General features: G+C 46.1%; 16 protein-coding genes. 15 read left to right on the top strand and 1 reads right to left on the bottom strand.

The genetic code is table 11. The annotated features are described in order from the left end of the window. The first annotated feature begins 502 nt into the window (after nt 1-502). The 7 genes from mnmE to AS034_RS19255 all read left to right on the top strand — a co-directional run bounded on the left by mnmE (nt 503) and on the right by AS034_RS19255 (nt 8725). Nucleotides 503-1888 (top strand): tRNA uridine-5-carboxymethylaminomethyl(34) synthesis GTPase MnmE, encoded by a 1386-nt coding sequence (gene mnmE, locus AS034_RS19285; protein ID WP_058299809.1) that lies wholly within the window; start codon nt 503-505, stop codon nt 1886-1888. Nucleotides 1889-1942: 54 nt separating this feature from the next. Beyond that, nucleotides 1943-3835: a tRNA uridine-5-carboxymethylaminomethyl(34) synthesis enzyme MnmG gene (gene mnmG, locus AS034_RS19280; protein WP_058299808.1), complete on the top strand. Its 1893-nt coding sequence runs from the start codon at nt 1943-1945 to the stop codon at nt 3833-3835. 20 nt (nt 3836-3855) lie between these two features. Continuing rightward, on the top strand, nt 3856-4572 hold the full coding sequence (rsmG, locus tag AS034_RS19275) for a 16S rRNA (guanine(527)-N(7))-methyltransferase RsmG (RefSeq protein WP_058299807.1): 717 nt from the start codon (nt 3856-3858) through the stop codon (nt 4570-4572). A 149-nt stretch (nt 4573-4721) separates the two neighbouring features. Next, on the top strand, nt 4722-5588 hold the full coding sequence (gene noc, locus AS034_RS19270) for a nucleoid occlusion protein (protein WP_058299806.1): 867 nt from the start codon (nt 4722-4724) through the stop codon (nt 5586-5588). A 728-nt stretch (nt 5589-6316) separates the two neighbouring features. Next, nucleotides 6317-7078, top strand: a complete 762-nt coding sequence (locus tag AS034_RS19265) for a ParA family protein (RefSeq protein ID WP_032087129.1) — start codon at nt 6317-6319, stop codon at nt 7076-7078. Then, on the top strand, nt 7071-7919 hold the full coding sequence (locus AS034_RS19260; RefSeq protein WP_058299805.1) for a ParB/RepB/Spo0J family partition protein: 849 nt from the start codon (nt 7071-7073) through the stop codon (nt 7917-7919). Before AS034_RS19265 ends, AS034_RS19260 begins: the two co-directional genes overlap by 8 nt. A 92-nt stretch (nt 7920-8011) precedes the next feature. Further along, complete coding sequence (locus AS034_RS19255; protein WP_058299804.1) at nt 8012-8725, top strand: DUF554 domain-containing protein; 714 nt, start codon at nt 8012-8014, stop codon at nt 8723-8725. 179 nt (nt 8726-8904) lie between these two features. On the opposite strand, the gene yyaC is transcribed toward AS034_RS19255, so the two are convergent. Then, nucleotides 8905-9522 (bottom strand): spore protease YyaC, encoded by a 618-nt coding sequence (gene yyaC / locus AS034_RS19250; RefSeq protein WP_058299803.1) that lies wholly within the window; start codon nt 9520-9522, stop codon nt 8905-8907. Between the two features lie 212 nt (nt 9523-9734). Between yyaC and AS034_RS19245 the strand changes: the two genes are divergently transcribed. The 8 genes from AS034_RS19245 (at nt 9735) to AS034_RS19210 (ending at nt 17862) form a co-directional block, all read left to right on the top strand. Further along, nucleotides 9735-10664: a mechanosensitive ion channel family protein gene (locus AS034_RS19245; RefSeq protein WP_058299802.1), complete on the top strand. Its 930-nt coding sequence runs from the start codon at nt 9735-9737 to the stop codon at nt 10662-10664. Further along, complete coding sequence (locus AS034_RS19240; protein WP_032087124.1) at nt 10664-10861, top strand: DUF951 domain-containing protein; 198 nt, start codon at nt 10664-10666, stop codon at nt 10859-10861. Before AS034_RS19245 ends, AS034_RS19240 begins: the two co-directional genes overlap by 1 nt. Before the next feature lie 443 nt (nt 10862-11304). Then, nucleotides 11305-12405: a redox-regulated ATPase YchF gene (gene ychF / locus AS034_RS19235; protein ID WP_032087123.1), complete on the top strand. Its 1101-nt coding sequence runs from the start codon at nt 11305-11307 to the stop codon at nt 12403-12405. Between the two features lie 605 nt (nt 12406-13010). After that, the gene (gene rpsF, locus AS034_RS19230; RefSeq protein ID WP_032087122.1) at nt 13011-13298 is read left to right on the top strand and encodes a 30S ribosomal protein S6; all 288 of its coding nucleotides are present in this window, start codon (nt 13011-13013) and stop codon (nt 13296-13298) included. 76 nt (nt 13299-13374) lie between these two features. After that, the gene (gene ssb / locus AS034_RS19225; protein WP_032087121.1) at nt 13375-13896 is read left to right on the top strand and encodes a single-stranded DNA-binding protein; all 522 of its coding nucleotides are present in this window, start codon (nt 13375-13377) and stop codon (nt 13894-13896) included. A 42-nt stretch (nt 13897-13938) separates the two neighbouring features. After that, nucleotides 13939-14175, top strand: a complete 237-nt coding sequence (gene rpsR, locus AS034_RS19220) for a 30S ribosomal protein S18 (RefSeq protein WP_032087120.1) — start codon at nt 13939-13941, stop codon at nt 14173-14175. 485 nt (nt 14176-14660) lie between these two features. After that, a complete protein-coding gene (locus AS034_RS19215; protein ID WP_058299801.1) occupies nt 14661-16727 on the top strand; it encodes a methyl-accepting chemotaxis protein in 2067 nt (688 codons plus the stop codon). Between the two features lie 211 nt (nt 16728-16938). Then, nucleotides 16939-17862, top strand: a complete 924-nt coding sequence (locus AS034_RS19210) for a YybS family protein (RefSeq protein ID WP_141687771.1) — start codon at nt 16939-16941, stop codon at nt 17860-17862. Nucleotides 17863-17893 lie beyond the last annotated feature (31 nt).

Genomic DNA, 17893 nt, shown 5'->3' with positions numbered 1-17893 from the left:
TTTGATAATATAATCATCATTGCGGCTTCTCGCCCTATCAAAAAATGTTTAAAAGAATGGAGATCCCCCTTTTTTTTAATAGAATCCACAAAAAACTGCCGTTCATTGCCGTTTATTATCTTAAAAAGTCAAAAAAACTCTTCCTCAACTCACTCTCCCTACACCTACACAGATCCCATCTCTCTCTAGCGACAACCCAAAATCTAGTCCCGCTGCGGAAATAACCCCACACTAAAATCCTCCCTCCAGCCAAATCATTATTTCCGTCTCACCCGCCCTGTGGATATCGCTTTTTGACCCGCTTTATTGTTATTCACATGTGGATAAGTTAAAATAATAGAGATAAGATAAAATGATCTGTGGATAACGTGACGGCAAGGGAAATTAGTTTCTTTTGTATTAAATAGGTTTGTGATATTCTAATAATTTGGGGAAACTTTGCTCTCTGAATTTCATTCGTTCATATAGATTCAAAAACAACATTTAAAGAGAGGTGATAAGAATGGAACTGGATACAATTGCAGCCATCTCGACACCGATGGGGGAAGGTGCGATCGCCATCGTGCGTTTGAGCGGGGATGAAGCCTTTGACATCGGAGCGAAAGTGTTCCGCGGGATGAAGGGGACGTCCATGAAGGAGTTTGCTTCCCATACGATCCATTACGGACATATCATTGATCCGGCCACAGAGCAGGTGGTGGAAGAGGTGATGGTCTCTGTAATGAGGGGGCCGAAAACCTTCACACGTGAAGACATCATCGAAATCAACTGCCACGGCGGATTGGTTTCGGTCAACAAAGTGCTTCAGCTTGTATTAAAGCATGGAGCGCGTTTGGCCGAGCCTGGTGAATTTACGAAGCGCGCTTTCTTGAACGGGCGCATCGACTTGTCCCAGGCAGAAGCGGTCATGGATCTAATCCGGGCGAAAACGGACCGGGCGATGAATGTGGCGCTAAATCAGATGGAGGGACGCCTTTCCAATCTGATCCGGAAACTGCGGCAGGAAATCCTCGAGACCCTGGCACACGTCGAAGTGAACATCGACTATCCGGAATATGACGATGTCGAAGAAATGACGCATACCGTCCTTCTTGAAAAATCAAGGCATGTACGGGACGAAATTGATAAATTGATCACAACATCCGAACAAGGGAAGATCCTTCGCGAAGGACTTTCCACTGTCATCATCGGACGTCCGAATGTCGGTAAATCTTCCTTATTGAACAGCCTTGTGCATGAAAATAAAGCGATAGTCACCGACATTCCGGGTACGACCCGCGACGTGATAGAGGAATATGTAAATGTACGCGGGGTGCCGCTCCGTCTTGTCGATACGGCGGGAATCCGCGAAACGGAGGACATCGTCGAGCGAATCGGTGTCGAACGTTCGAGACAGGTTTTGAAGGAAGCAGACCTGATTCTTCTCGTCCTCAATTATGCAGACGAACTGACACATGAGGATGAACAGCTTTTTGAAGCGGTGAAAGGGATGGACGTCATCGTCATCGTAAATAAGACGGACCTTCCTCAAAAGATCGACTTGGACCGGGTCCGCGAACTGGCGAAGGAACATCCGCTTGTGACCACTGCCCTTCTTGAAGAAGAAGGAATCGATGAACTTGAAGAAGCGATTTCCTCGCTCTTCTTTGCAGGATCCATCGAAGCGGGGGATATCACATATGTATCGAACAGCCGGCACATCGCCTTATTGAATCAGGCATCGCAGGCAATCAACGAAGCAATCAACAGTGTGGAAATGGGAACACCGATCGATATCGCGCAGATCGATCTGACAAGGACGTGGGAGCTGCTCGGTGAAATCATCGGCGACAGCGTTCATGAAAGCCTGATCGACCAGCTGTTCTCTCAATTCTGCCTCGGAAAATAAATTATTTTACAGGGGTGGCCAGTCGGCTCACCCGCAAGGAGGAAAAAATAGACCATGCAATATGACGCAGGACAATATGATGTCATTGTCATTGGTGCTGGACATGCCGGTGTCGAAGCAGGACTTGCTTCAGCCCGGATGGGAGCGAAAACGTTAATGGTGACCATCAATTTGGATATGGTTGCCTTCATGCCGTGCAACCCTTCTGTTGGAGGTCCGGCAAAAGGGATCGTCGTCCGTGAAATCGACGCCCTCGGCGGAGAGATGGGGCGCAATATCGATAAAACGCATATTCAGATGCGGATGTTGAATACAGGGAAAGGTCCGGCTGTCCGCGCACTCAGGGCGCAGGCGGATAAATTTCTCTATCAGCATGAGATGAAGCGCACGCTTGAAAACGAACCGAATATGACCCTTCTTCAGGGAATGGTCGAAGAATTGATCGTCGAAGACGGAGAGTGCAAGGGTGTCGTGACCATGACCGGTGCTGCTTACCGTGCGAAAACGGTCGTCATCACGACCGGGACATTCCTACGCGGTGAAATCATCCTTGGGGATCTTAAATACTCCAGCGGCCCGAACAATCAGCAGCCATCCATCAGGCTGGCGGATCATCTAAGGGAGCTTGGATTCGATACAGTCCGTTTTAAAACGGGGACGCCTCCGCGCGTAAATTCATCATCAATCGATTATTCCAAAACGGAAATCCAGCCCGGTGATGATGTGCCGCGTGCATTCAGTTATGAAACGACAAAATATATCACGGATCAGCTTCCTTGCTGGCTGACGTACACAAATGAAGAAACTCATAAACTAATCGACGAAAATCTACATCGTTCTCCGATGTATTCAGGTATGATCAAAGGGACAGGCCCTCGTTATTGTCCGTCAATCGAAGATAAAGTGGTCCGTTTCCATGACAAGCCTCGTCACCAGATCTTCCTGGAACCTGAAGGGAGAAACACGCAGGAAGTATATGTACAAGGTTTATCAACGAGCCTTCCCGAAGACGTGCAGCAGAAAATCCTTTCCACGATCCCGGGTCTTGAAAAGGTACAGATGATGCGTGCAGGCTACGCGATCGAGTACGATTCCATCGTGCCGACACAATTATGGCCAACGCTTGAAACGAAAAAAATCAAGAATCTTTATACTGCAGGCCAGATCAACGGTACTTCCGGCTACGAGGAAGCTGCCGGACAGGGTCTGATGGCCGGCATCAATGCTGCCTGCCGCGCGCTTGATAAAGACGAAGTCATCCTCAGCCGTTCCGATGCCTATATCGGCGTATTGATCGATGACCTCGTGACCAAAGGGACAAATGAGCCTTACCGATTATTGACTTCCCGGGCGGAATACCGGTTATTATTACGTCATGACAACGCAGACCTGCGCCTGACGGATATCGGAAAGCGCATCGGCTTGATTTCCGATGAAAGATACGGACGTTTCACGGAAAAGAAAGAAGCGATCAATGCCGAAAAAGAGCGTCTAGAAAGCATTCGGATCAAGCCTGTCGAAGAGACGCAGGCGGTCATCCGTGAAGCCGGGGGCAGTGAATTGAAGGACGGCATCCTTGCAGCCGATCTATTGAAGCGTCCTGAAATGAATTACAGCCACATCAAACGCCTTGTCCCGAGCGAGGTCGAGCTTTCACCAGATGTGGAAGAACAAGTTGAGATCCAGGTGAAATATGAAGGATATATCGAGAAATCCCTTCAGCAAGTCGATAAGCTGAAAAAGATGGAAAACAAAAAAATCCCTGAAAACATTGATTATGAAGCGATCAGCGGACTGGCGTCAGAAGCAAGGCAGAAACTGATCGAAGTACGCCCGCTTTCCCTGGCACAGGCTTCAAGGATTTCAGGAGTCAATCCTGCCGACATCTCGATTCTGCTTGTGTATATCGAACAAGGGAAAATCGCGAAAGTTTCAGGCGATCAATAGGCAAAGGAAGGGTAATTTGAATGAATATAGACCAGTTCCAATCCAGCCTGGAGGAGAAGGGGATCTCCCTTTCTCCCGGGCAATTAGATCAATTCGAACGTTACTATGAAATCCTTGTCGAGTGGAATGAAAAGATGAATCTCACGGCCATCACGGACAAGGAAGAAGTGTATCTGAAACACTTCTATGATTCAATCAGTGCAGCATTCTATATCGACTTCTCAGATGTCGTATCCGTATGCGATGTGGGAGCGGGTGCAGGGTTTCCGAGCATCCCCTTGAAAATCTGCTTCCCCCACCTGCATATCACGATTGTAGACTCATTGAATAAGCGGATCTCGTTCCTGAATCACTTATCAAATGAACTGGGACTCGAGAATACCAACTTCTTTCACGACCGGGCAGAGACCTTCGGGAAAAAGAAGGAACACCGCGAATCCTATGATGTTGTGACGGCAAGGGCAGTCGCGAGAATGTCCGTACTGAGCGAACTTTGTCTCCCGCTCGTCAAAAAAGGCGGGTCATTCGTGGCAATGAAGGCTGCCAGTGCCGGTGAAGAAATGAACATAGGGAAAAAAGCGATTGCGACGCTTGGGGGCCAGACGGAAAAAGTCTTTTCATTTGTCCTTCCAGAAGAAGAAAGCGAACGGAATATCGTGAAAATAAACAAAGTGAAAGAAACACCTAATAAGTACCCGAGAAAACCGGGAACGCCGAATAAATTACCGTTGGAATAAGAACGGTCCCCATAGTGGTTCTGCTCTTATAGGAAAAATGGTATGCTTGAACTGTAATGATCCTGAGTGAATATGTCTAGAAGAGGCAGGAATTTGTCATATTTTAGAGAATCATAATATAGGGAGTTTCTTAAAGGTGGTGTAGGAAGATGAAGCATCCTTTCTCTCGTTTTTTTGGTCTGGGTGAAAAAGAGCAAGATGTTGAATCTGAAGAATCAAGTGTAGTGGAAGTGGAAGACCGCGATGAGGTGAAGAAGATCCCCGTCGCACAAATCGTTCCCAATCGCTTTCAACCAAGAACCGTTTTTAATGATGAAAAAATAGAAGAGCTGTCAAGAACCATCCACACGCATGGAATCATACAGCCGATCGTCGTCAGGCAGGCTGATGACGAACAATACGAAATTATCGCTGGTGAACGACGGTACAGGGCTGTTCAAAAGCTTGGCTGGGAAACCGTCCCGGCCATCGTCAAGAACCTCAGCGATACCGAAACGGCTTCAGTGGCTTTAATCGAAAACCTGCAAAGGGAAGAGCTTTCCCCGATTGAAGAAGCAATCGCCTACGGTAAATTGCTGGAGCTGCACAATTTGACTCAGGAAGCACTTGCTCAGCGCTTAGGAAAAGGACAGTCCACAGTGGCAAACAAGCTTCGTCTCCTAAAGCTTCCAGAAGAAATTCATCATGCATTATTGGATAAGAAAATTACGGAACGCCATGCGCGTGCATTGATTCCATTGAAAAAAACCGAAAAGCAGATCCAGCTCCTCGGCGAAGTCATCGAGAAGAACCTGAATGTCAAGCAGACAGAAGACCGGGTCGTGAAGATGCTGGAAGGCTCCGCCCCGAAACCGAAGCCGAAACGCAAGGCATTCTCAAAGGACATGCGTATAGCCGTCAATACAATCCGTCAGTCTCTCTCCATGGTGTCCGACAGCGGCATCAACCTCAACGCCGAGGAAGAAGAGCACGACGAATTCTATCAATTTACCATCCGCATTCCCAAAAAGAAATAGATTCATAAAAAGCGAGAAACAGAGATGTGTGTTTCTTGCTTTTTTATTTGCACCAACTTTAGTGGAATTGTAATTTAGTTCTTATTACCGCAGTGGGTTTCCATGAAAGAATTCGCTTTCCGCGGGTGACCCGTGATCCTCCTCGGTCGTACCTCCCTGCTGTGTATCACATTTGCCACTTCTCCGCAGAAGTCAGTCTTTCACTCCAACCAACAGCTGGTGCAGGGGTGAATCAAGTTCCCAGATTCAATTTAAAATGCTTACTAGTTCAAAAAAATTACGGTATCTATTTATTTAGTGAAAACAGGTACACGAATATCGCTCTGAGGGTTAATCATTGCTCGTTTAAAATGTATAGTAGCGTATGGTGGCAAAGTAAAGAACAGGGAGTGGATTGAAGCGGAAGGCACTTGACTCCGAGGGGCTATAGAGGAAAGGTCGACTTCCTCCCCGCGGAAAAGCAAGTGCCTGCAGCGGAAAGGAACGGTCACAGATATTATCACCTCCACCATAGAGATACATATAAAAAAATTTCCACGGAAATATGACAATTTACAACAGAAATCTACTTCCCTATTTAATAGATTTGATTTTTTCCAAATATTGAAAAAGAAGCTTTCAATATTTTCAAAAAAGAATCAGACATTTCTCTGCGAATTTTGATAGAATAGAAGAATACTGTGTAGAAAAAACGACCAATCTAGGACGTCAAAAGGTAGGTGACAACCTTGGGAAGAATAATAGCGGTGACCAACCAGAAAGGCGGCGTGGGAAAAACGACCACCTCCGTCAATTTGGGAGCATGCCTTGCATACATAGGACAAAAAGTCCTGCTTGTAGATATCGATCCCCAAGGAAACGCCACGAGTGGTGTTGGAGTGGAAAAAGGCGATGTGCATCAATGCATTTATGATGTGCTGGTGGATGATGTCGACGTAAAGGAAACAATCAAACAATCAAAAGTCGAAAATCTTTCCATCGTACCTGCTACCATTTCATTGGCAGGGGCAGAAATTGAACTCGTCCCGACCATTTCTCGTGAAGTTCGATTAAAGAAAGCATTAGAAAAAGTCAAAGGTGATTTTGACTATATTATTATTGACTGCCCTCCGTCTTTGGGTCTCTTGACGATCAATGCGCTGACAGCCTCTGATGCTGTCGTCATTCCTGTCCAATGTGAGTACTATGCCCTCGAAGGGCTGAGTCAGCTCTTGAGTACCGTCCGCCTCGTTCAAAAACACCTCAATCATGATCTGATGATCGACGGGGTGCTGCTGACCATGCTTGATGCCCGCACAAACCTGGGTATTCAAGTCATTGAAGAGGTGAAGAAGTACTTTCAAGATAAAGTGTACCGCACGATCATCCCTCGTAATGTCCGTTTGAGTGAAGCACCGAGTCACGGTGAACCGATCATTATTTATGATGCGAAGTCCAGGGGAGCGGAAGTTTATTTAGAACTGGCAAAGGAAGTGGTGACGAATGGCTAAAGGTTTAGGAAAGGGTATCAACGCCCTTTTTCAAAACGTACAAACGACTCAAAGTGAAGAAACCGTTCAAGAGGTAAAGCTGAAAGATATACGGCCGAATCCTTATCAGCCACGCAAGATTTTTGAGCCTGCTGCAATCGAGGAATTAAAGGAATCGATTTTGGAGCACGGAATCTTGCAGCCGATCATTGTCAGGAAATCAATCAAAGGATACGAAATCGTAGTCGGTGAAAGGCGTTACCGCGCAGCGACCGCTGCAAAATTGGACGTTGTACCTGTTGTCGTCCGGGAACTGAACGATCAGCAGATGATGGAGCTTGCCGTACTCGAGAATCTTCAGCGGGAGGATCTGACTCCGATCGAAGAGGGAGCAGCCTATCAGATGCTGATGGATAAGCTGAAGATCACCCAGGAAGAAGTGGCGAAGCGCCTTGGAAAAAGCCGTCCCCATATCGCTAACCACATCAGGCTTCTCTCCCTGCCCGCGCCCATTCAGGAATTGATTTCCGAAGGGAAATTAACGATGGGTCACGGACGTGCACTGCTCGGTTTGAAGAATAAAAAGAACCTGTCCGCACTGGTGAACCGCATTCTGAAAGAATCACTGAACGTACGGCAGCTTGAGAAACTTATAGGCGAGATGAACGGGAATGTTTCACGTGAAACAAAGCCTCCGGAGAAGAAAAAGGATGTCTTCATCAAAGAACAGGAAACGATGCTCCAGGAGCGATTCGGTACTACGGTAACGATCAAGCAATCCAAGAAGAAGGGGAAAATTGAACTTGAGTTCTTCTCGCAGGAAGATTTGAACCGGATTTTGGAACTGCTGCAGGATAAATAAGTTGTCATGACAAGAGAAAGGACTGGCCTTCAAAAATTGGAGGCCGGTCCTCTTCCCTTTTACTATTTCTATTTTGATTGAGGGGAACGAAAATGGTGCTTTTAGGAACGATCGTAAACGGAATTTGTATTATCATCGGAACACTGCTTGGGTTTTTTCTACACCGGATTCCTGAGAACATGAAAGGAACGGTGATGAAAGCGATCGGGTTGGCGGTCGTGGTACTTGGCCTGCAGATGGGCCTCAAAAGTGAGAACTTCCTCATCGTCATCATCAGCCTTGCACTGGGTGCTGCCTGGGGGGAATGGATGAACCTCGAGGACAAGCTGAATGCTGTCGGCACCTGGCTTGAAAAAAAGATGGGAAGCAAGAAAGAAACATCCATCTCACAAGGCTTCGTGACCGCTACATTGATCTTTGTGATCGGTGCGATGGCCGTCATCGGCGCGTTGGACAGCGGGATAAGGGGAGATCATGATGTCCTCTATACAAAGTCGATCATCGATGGCTTCACGTCGTTGATTTTGACGACCACTCTGGGGATCGGGGTCATGTTTTCAGCGATCCCAGTCGTTCTGTATCAGGGGCTGATCGCCTTATTTGCCACTCAGATTCATCAATGGGTGCCTCAGGAACTGATGGATACATACATTGTTGAAATGACTTCGACGGGTGGAATCATGATTTTTGCCATCGGCTTGAACCTGATCGGGATCACGAAAATACGTGTAGCCAATCTGCTGCCTGGAATCATCGTGGTCGCTCTTGTCGTAGGGGTAATACATGCTTATCAATTATATTTTTAAATAAAAAACGGGAGGCACCGCACGCCTCCCGTTTTTATTGTCCAGCTGCGGCGGCTAGAGACTCGAGGTCATAAGCCAAGAACCCCGAAAAGGCCAAGAACCCCGAAAAGAAAAAAAGTGCCTTTTCGGGGTTCCGTCTTATGCTTGTCGTCTCTGGGCGAGCCGCCTCCGCTTTTCGGTTAATGCAATTCTTCCCGCCAATTCTCGATGCTGATCGCATTTCTTCTCTCGATGACCTCTTCAGCGAGCACGATGGCTTCCACCATCGTCTTCGCCATTTTCATCACAAGATTTAACCGTGTATTCTGTAAAACAAAGAATTCCATGAATCCACTGACATTCACTATTCCGGTCAAATGCACGTTCCCGACTTCGGGGAGTTCTTTATTGACTCCTGCACCCGGCTTCAAAGGTCCGTCACACAATTGAATCGCACCCACGCTTTTCAGTCTTCCGAGGCAGGCATCGATGCCGATGATGAATGGATTGATGTACTTTGACTTGATCTCCCGCAGCTTTTCTTCAAGGTTAACGGCATGGATGGGATCATCGAGCGTACCGTATACATGAAAAATCCCCATTCCCTGCTCGGATAATAACGTTCCTGCCAACGGCCCCAGCGAATCGCCGGTCGAGCGGTCGGTGCCGATACACACAAATACAATCGGACGCGTCCGGTAAAGGGTGGGAAGGATGGATGCCAATTGAACGGAAAGATCCCTTGCCGCGTGTTCATCTTGATGATACACCCTGAAGGGTTCGGTTTTCCGTTCGAATAATCCTTTTTTAAGATTCATGACTTCCACTCCTTTGATTGGTAGGTTTCCGGGAAAGAGTTTTTAACAGTATACGGTCGATATTGTTTTTTCATACATAAAGGAGGATGATTTTTCATAAAATAAAAAATTTCGTCTAAATTTGAAAGTATAGGTTAGAACTACCCAAGGTTCGGGAAACTTGATAGAATATAACGTAACTTCATTACTGAAAAAGCAGGTGATTCATATATATGGCAGCCACTACTACTGATGATGTTAAAAAGACGGTTGATGACACCGTGGATAAAATAATCGACAATGATCTATGGGTCGCGCTGGGTACAAATGCGATTAAGATCGTCGCAATCATGCTGATTACATATATCGCGTTAAAACTTGGACGCTCAGCGATCCGGAATATATTCAGGGTGCGTTCGAAAGCCCCTCTCAAATTCTCGGAGCGGCGCGAGGCCACTTTGCTGAAACTACTGGAGAATGTATTGACCTATGTGGTTTACTTCATCAGTTTAATGACAATCCTGTCGACGCTTGGCATCGATATTAAAGGATTGATCGCCGGTGCCGGGATCGTCGGTCTTGCCATCGGTTTCGGTGCGCAGAACCTTGTTCGTGATATTATCACCGGCTTCTTCATCATCTTTGAAGATCAGTTTTCCGTTGGTGATTATGTCAGGATTGGATCCGCCGAAGGGACGGTTGAAGAAATCGGCCTTCGTACGACGAAGATCAAAAGCTGGACAGGCGAACTTCATATCTTCCCGAACGGTAATATTACGGAAGTGACGAACTACTCGATTCATAACAGCATTGCTGTCGTGGATGTCAGTATTGCCTACGAGGAAAACATAGAGGAGGCGGAAAAAGTCATACAGGATCTTCTTATCACCCTTCCTCAGAAATATGAAGACCTGGTGAATCCTCCGGAACTTCTCGGTGTCCAGACACTAGGGGCATCAGATGTTGTGATTCGGATCGTGGCTGAAACCGTGCCGATGAGACACTGGTATATTGCCAGGATGATCCGTAAAGATGTGAAAATCGTTCTGGATAATAATGGTATTGAAATTCCGTTCCCTCGTATGGTCATGTATTCGAGGAATGAGGATTTTCACGCCGATCCCCATCATGATAAAAAAAGACTTGGACAGGAGGAAGGCTGATGGAGCCAAAAACGTTCCAATTAAATGATGTAGTAGAGATGAAGAAGCCCCACCCTTGCGGAGTCAATCGCTGGAAAGTAATCCGTCTCGGCATGGATATCCGCATCAAATGCGAAGGCTGCGGCCACAGCGTCATGATCCCCCGGAGGGATTTTACGAAAAAAATGAAAAAAGTACTGGAAAGTGCCCAGGATTGATTACTCTTTTCATACCCCTAACCCCTTACGCTTAATCCTCTTGCCACAAGGGTTCGGCACACTATTGAAATATTCCGGACACCTGCCGTTTTGAACGGGGTGTCTTTTATTTTTTTGAATAAGCAGAGCCGTTGGTTGATTGACTTTTTTTGGGATTCCAGCAGTTGACTGGAGTTGGAATGCTAAGACTCCTGCGGCTGAGACCTGTCCAGCTGCGGGGCTTAGAGGCACATGTCATAAGCCAACTCGTCCAAGAAGGCAAAGAACGCCTTGACGGCCGATTTGTCTTATGACACACGCCCCTTTGCAAAGCCCCTCCGCTTTTCTGCCTACTTGTCTTTTCCTCCTATTATCTCTATAATTGTGAAGGGTTCGACCATTTGGAAGAGTTAACATCAATCACGATTTTTTCATAGATAAGAACAATAAGAGGAGTGACCGAAATGGCTTTAACAGCTGGTATTGTTGGGCTGCCGAATGTAGGTAAATCAACACTTTTTAACGCAATCACAAAAGCAGGCGCAGAATCTGCTAACTATCCTTTCTGTACAATCGATCCAAACGTGGGAATTGTAGAGGTGCCCGATCACCGTCTCGATAAATTGACTGAGCTTGTTCAGCCGAAGAAGACCGTTCCTACTGCTTTTGAATTCACCGATATCGCGGGAATCGTAAAAGGAGCGAGTAAAGGGGAAGGACTTGGAAACAAATTCTTATCCCATATTCGCCAGGTTGACGCAATCTGTCAGGTTGTCCGCTGTTTTGCCGATGACAACATCACGCACGTTTCCGGTAAAGTGGATCCAATCGCTGATATCGAAGTCATCAATCTTGAATTGATCCTTGCCGATCTTGAAACAGTTGACAAGCGTCTTGCGCGCGTCCAGAAGATGGCCAAGCAAAAAGATAAAGAAGCGGTATTCGAGCATGATATCCTTGTGAAGCTGAAAGAAGTTCTTGAAGCGGAACAGCCGGCACGTACGGTTGAATTCTCAGAAGAGCAGATGAAGCTTGTGAAGCAGCTTCACCTTCTGACTTCAAAGCCGGTATTGTATGTAGCGAATGTAAGCGAAGATGAAATCGCAGATCCATCAGATAATGAATACGTGCAAAAGGTCCGCGAATTTGCGAAAGAAGACAACGCAGAAGTTATCGTTGTCTGTGCAAAAATCGAGTCTGAGATCGCTGAACTTGATGATGAAGAGAAAGCGATGTTCCTTCAGGAGCTAGGAATCGAAGAATCCGGCCTTGATCAGCTGATCCGTGCAACTTATTCGCTTCTTGGCCTTGCTACTTATTTCACGGCAGGTGTACAGGAAGTCCGCGCTTGGACATTCCGCGAAGGCATGAAAGCCCCTCAATGTGCCGGAGTCATCCACTCCGACTTCGAAAGAGGCTTCATCCGCGCCGAAACCGTCTCCTATGCTGACCTGGTTGAAGCAGGAACAATGGGAGCAGCCAAGGAAGCCGGTAAAGTCCGCCTTGAAGGGAAAGAATATCTAGTAAAAGACGGAGACGTTATCCACTTCCGTTTTAATGTGTAAGAGATTGTTGAAAGGCCGGGGGCGACTCCGGTCTTTTTTATGCTTTTTTCAAGTTTTGAGCAGAAGTTTGATCGTTTTTGGTAAAAAAGCATTTAGATTCAGGCAATCTGCATAAAAAAATTAACGAAAATAGCTGGGTGGAAGTGTTTTTTAGTGAATTGAAGCAGTCTGACTGCTATGCAACTTGTCTTATTATCGAAAACGGAAAGTTTATTATCGAAATTCAAACATTTATTTTCAAATTTTAAGGATTTATTATCGAATCCTCTTTTTCTATTATCAGCAAGGCTTCAAAACGATCACGATTAACGTTTTATTATTGAGAATGAAATTTTATTATCAAAGGACGCCGAGTTTTATCGAAATTCCGCCTCCGCAGCGTGAATCACGCCTCCGCATCACTACCGAAAGATCTTCCCCCACGGAAAGCAAAATCTCTCACAAAAATTCAAAACCGCCTCCCTATAAAATCTATCAGTTTTTCTACGATATATTGCAATACTAGAAAAGCTGTGCTATAATTTTATTTCGTGAGTAATGAACGCATTGCTCCTTGTCCTTTCGTAATGAAAGGACCGCATAGTCCACGAGGAGGTGACATTCAGATGAGAAAGTACGAACTAATGTACATTGTCCGCCCAAACATTGACGATGAGTCAAAGAAAGCAGTAGTTGAGCGTTTCGATAACGTTCTAACAACTAACGGTGCGGAGATCATCGAGTCAAAAGATTGGGGTAAACGTCGTTTAGCGTATGAAATCAACGATTTCCGTGATGGTTTCTACCAACTAGTGAAGATGAACGCTAACACTGAAGCTGTAAACGAATTCGATCGTTTGGCTAAGATCAGTGACGACATTATCCGTCATATCGTTGTTAAAGACGAAGAATAATCCGAACGTTTTTTAAGATATACTTCTGTGAATGTTTCATATGAAACAGGATTCTGGAAGGAAGGGGTTGATTCTGATGATGAACCGAGTTGTATTAGTAGGGCGTTTAACCAAAGACCCTGAATTAAAATACACTCCGAATGGAGTGGCTGTTGCATCGTTCACACTTGCCGTGAATCGTAGTTTTACGAATCAATCAGGAGAACGTGAAGCAGATTTTATTAATTGTGTTGTATGGCGTCGCCCTGCAGAGAATGTAGCAAACTTTCTTAAAAAAGGCAGCTTAGCTGGCGTTGACGGTCGCATCCAGACTCGTAATTTCGAAGGACAAGATGGACGCCGTGTGTTCATGACGGAAGTTGTGGCGGAAAGTGTTCAATTCTTGGAACCGCGAAATGCGAACCAAGGCGATCGTGGAGGAAGTCCGGGCTATTCGGGTGGAGGTCAGCGTGACCAGGGAAATCCTTATAGTCAGAATCAGAATCAACAGCGCAACAATAACAACAACAACAATAATAACTACACACGTGTAGATGAGGATCCATTTGCAAATGACGGTCAGCCGATCGACATTTCTGATGATGATCTGCCATTCTAAACGAACGATACGAATAATTTAAAATGATAGGAGGCGAATCACATGGCAGGAGGACGTAGAGGTGGACGTAGACGCCGTAAGGTATGCTACTTCACAGCAAACGGAATTACACATATCGATTTCAAAGATGTGGATCTTCTTAAGAAATTCATCTCTGAGCGTGGAAAAATTCTTCCACGTCGTGTAACTGGAACAAACGCTAAGTACCAACGTAAGTTGACTCGTGCGATCAAGCGCGCTCGTACAATGGCATTGCTTCCATACGTTAGCGGTGAATAATTGAACGGATAAAACAGCTGGGACGATTGTTCCTGCTGTTTTTTTGTGTTTTTATGTTGAAAAAGCGGTGTGATTTGTCAAAAACTTTTTTAAATGATGAAAATAGTTGTTATTTCGTTGAAAAGGGCAGCTATTTAGAGCGCTCCGAATGATATATTATCAAAAACAGCCATTATATTATCAAAAACCAAAATATTATCAAAAACAGCCATTATATTATCAAAAATCCAATTTTATTATCAAAAACCGGTTTTCCCCCAATCAAGTCCCAACCTCCCCCATCCTCAGATCCAACTTCAACACCAAGCAGCCAGCGAACCCAATCTCGATCCCATCCTCACCCCACATTCCAGGAAAAAAACATCCCCCACTCCCTAATTTCCAGCAAAAAACCAATCCACCAAAATCCCCACCCCCTGTTAAACCTTGACGAATCCTGTCGATAAACAACAGGAGAGACTTATAGGGATTTAGGGGGAAGACGAGTGGAAAAAAAGAAACAAAAGAAAAAGAGACAACAAAATAAAGACTCACTGAAGCTGTCCTCCATAAGGGCGAAACTCATCATGGTCTTCTCTGTCTTGTTCATTACATCGCTGGTCGCGATCATAGCGATTACGAGCTGGCAGACGCGGATGAAGACGGAGGATCAGGTGATTGGGCAGACGCAGGGAGTCGTGAAGGAGCTGAATAGCTCGGTGCAGCTGTTCCTTGAACAGTATGAGAAGAGCCTGAACCAGTATTCGGTTTCGAATGTATTGAAGAATTACTCGAAGGCGCAGATTGATCCCGAGGTGGATGCTGCCCAGGATACGGAACTGTATGCAGATATCCAGTCGGATTTTAACAATTATCTGAGCTTGTACCAGGAGGCGACGTCGGTTTATATCGCATCCCCGACCAAGCAGCTTAAAATCGTACCTGCTGTCGATCTGCCGGATGATTTCGATCCGACGAGCCGTGACTGGTATATGGATGCTGTGGAAGCGAAATCCGGCGTTGTGTGGAGTGAGCCTTATATCGATACGGCAACGGAAGAGTATATCATCACGGCATCGAAGGCGGTTGTGTCGGATAACCAAATCATCGGTGTCATTGGTGTCGATGTGAATCTGACGAAACTGACGGATCGTGTGTCCGATATGGAACTTGGCTATGAAGGTTACCCGTTCCTATTTGGACTCGACGGAACAGCGATTGTCCATCCTACATTGCGCGGGGAAAATCTATCTGACCGCCCATTCATTAAAGAGATGCTCGAGTCTGAAAACAAGCAGGGTACGATTCACTATGAATTGGACGGCGAGAAGAAGGTGCTCGTCTACAATACGGTTCCGAAGACGAATTGGAAGGTCGGATCCGCTTATGAGAAGGATGCTCTTTTAGAGTCATCGAAGGAAATTGACCGCCTATTGCTCATCACCGGGCTGGCGGCACTTGTTGTCATGCTGATCATGGTCGTATTTGTCTCAGACAAGATGACCAAGCCGATCAAAGCGTTGCAGAAGACGGTGACGGAGGTTGCCACCGGGGATCTGTCCATTCAGTCGTCGATCCATTCTAAAGATGAAACAGGTCTTCTTGCGGCTGATCTGAATAAGATGATTTCGAGTATGAGAGATACGATCAAAGTCGTCCAGGCGTCGGTCATGAACGTCCGCCAGTCGGCTGAAAGCTTGAGTGCGGTATCGGAAGAAACCAATGCGTCAAGCGAGGAAATGGCAACGGTCGTGAGTGAAATCGCACACGGTGCATCCCAGTCTGCGGCCGATTCCGAGAGCGCACATCAGAAGTCCGAGCTTCTCGGGACTCGCATCAATGAAGTGTATGACAACTCTAAAATCATGGCTGAAATGGCCGGTAAAGCGGATGAAATGAACAGGATCGGGATGGATCAGGTGGAAGAACTGATCGGAGCCTATCATTCTTCCAAAGAATATATCTCTTCTATGGAAAAAGTCATCATAAGCCTTGAATCCAAAGTGAAGACGATTGAATCCGTCATGGAGACGATCACCGATATATCCGCACAGACAAATCTTCTTGCCCTGAATGCGAGCATTGAAGCGGCAAGGGCAGGCGAGCACGGGAAAGGATTTGCGGTCGTTGCCGACGAAGTGAGGAAGCTTGCCGATCAGTCGGTTCAGGCAACCGAGCAGGTAAAAGGCACAATCAGCGAAATACAGCAGGGGTCGAATCAGGCGGTCGATGAGATGGCGAAGACAAAGGAAACCTTCGAGGTCCAGTTCGGGGTCATCCAGAAAACAAACGATGTCTTCGATCAAACGTCCGCTCTGATGAAAACGATGCAGACCGAGATTGAACAGATGTACAAGCAGGTTGGCCAGATCAACCTGGATAAAGATGAAGTCGTCAATGTCATCCAGCTGATGGCGGCCACGGCAGAGCAGACAGCGGCTTCCTGTGAAGAGATGAATGCTTCCTCAGAGGAACAACTGAGGGCCATCCACTCTGTTACAGAAGCAGCGGAACACCTGACAGATCTCAGTCAGGAACTGCAGGATTCCATTCAGAAGTTTAAAATTCAATAATACAGGCAGGTGCCTCAGCATCATCCAACTTATTGCCTCAGGAATACTCTTGTGCTAAGGGAGTATATACTAAGGAAAAAGAAGGATGTCATGCGGGGGCATCTTTTTTACGACTTAACAAATGCCCGTCAGATGAAATTCATCGGTAAAATTGATATGATTATTCTGTTATGGATGTTTCGTTTGAAAATAATGTTGGGAGAGTTAGCTGTTGAAAAATACTCGTGTTATAACGCAAGGGGCATTAATGCTCGCCATCTTCACCGTTTTATTACTTATGGTGCTGTACGTGCCTTTCCTCGGAACGGTGGCATTTTTCGTTTTGCCGCTGCCGCTGATCTTTTTCAGTGCAAGCCATTCATTCGCGAATTCCCTTTATGTCCTCTTGGGGGCGATGCTGCTCAGCTTTTTAGTCGGGGGACCGGTCGCGCTTCCGCTAGGACTGGCATTCGGATCATTGGCTCTTGTGATGGGCTGGGGGATCAGGAACAAATGGGATAAACTAAGAATATTCTTGTCATCCACGTTCATATTATTGATCAATATCGTCATCGGTTTTGTTTTATCGATTGCTTTTTTCAATATAAATATTGTGGAAGACAGTTTGAAAGAGTCTAAAACTACATATTATTCATTGCTCGAACAGGTGGGGCAGGAGCAGGATCAGAGGATTATCGAGAGCCTGAACAGTTCCATCCAGTTGATCCAGACACTGATGCCCGCTCTATTCCTGGGAATGGCAGCGATCGGTGCCCTCCTGATCATCGTGATTAACTTCCCAATCTTGAAAAGGCTGGGTATCCCGGTACCGGTCTTCAAGCCGTTCAGGGAATGGATGCTGCCTAAAAGCATCCTGTGGTACTATCTGCTCGTCCTGGTCGTATCGATGATCGCCCAGCCCGAAGAAGGCACCTATTTGTATACGGCAATCTTGAATGTGCTTTATGTCCTGCAGACACTGATGGCTGTGCAGGGCCTGTCATTCCTTTATTTCTTCGCCCATTACAAGGGCTGGTCGAAGGGGATTTTGGTAGGAATTACAATCATTTCGTTCCCACTCCTTTATATCGTGAGAATTTTAGGTATAATTGACTTAGGATTCAATCTGAGAGAACGACTGCAGCGTAAGTCATAAAATATATAATTTAAGTTCCAGGAGCTGAAAT

This window comes from [Bacillus] enclensis (assembly GCF_001456935.1).
GTDB lineage: Bacteria > Bacillota > Bacilli > Bacillales > Bacillaceae_B > Rossellomorea > Rossellomorea enclensis.
The sequence above is the reverse complement of the archived record's forward strand: the minus strand, read 5'-3'. Positions and strand labels throughout refer to the sequence as shown.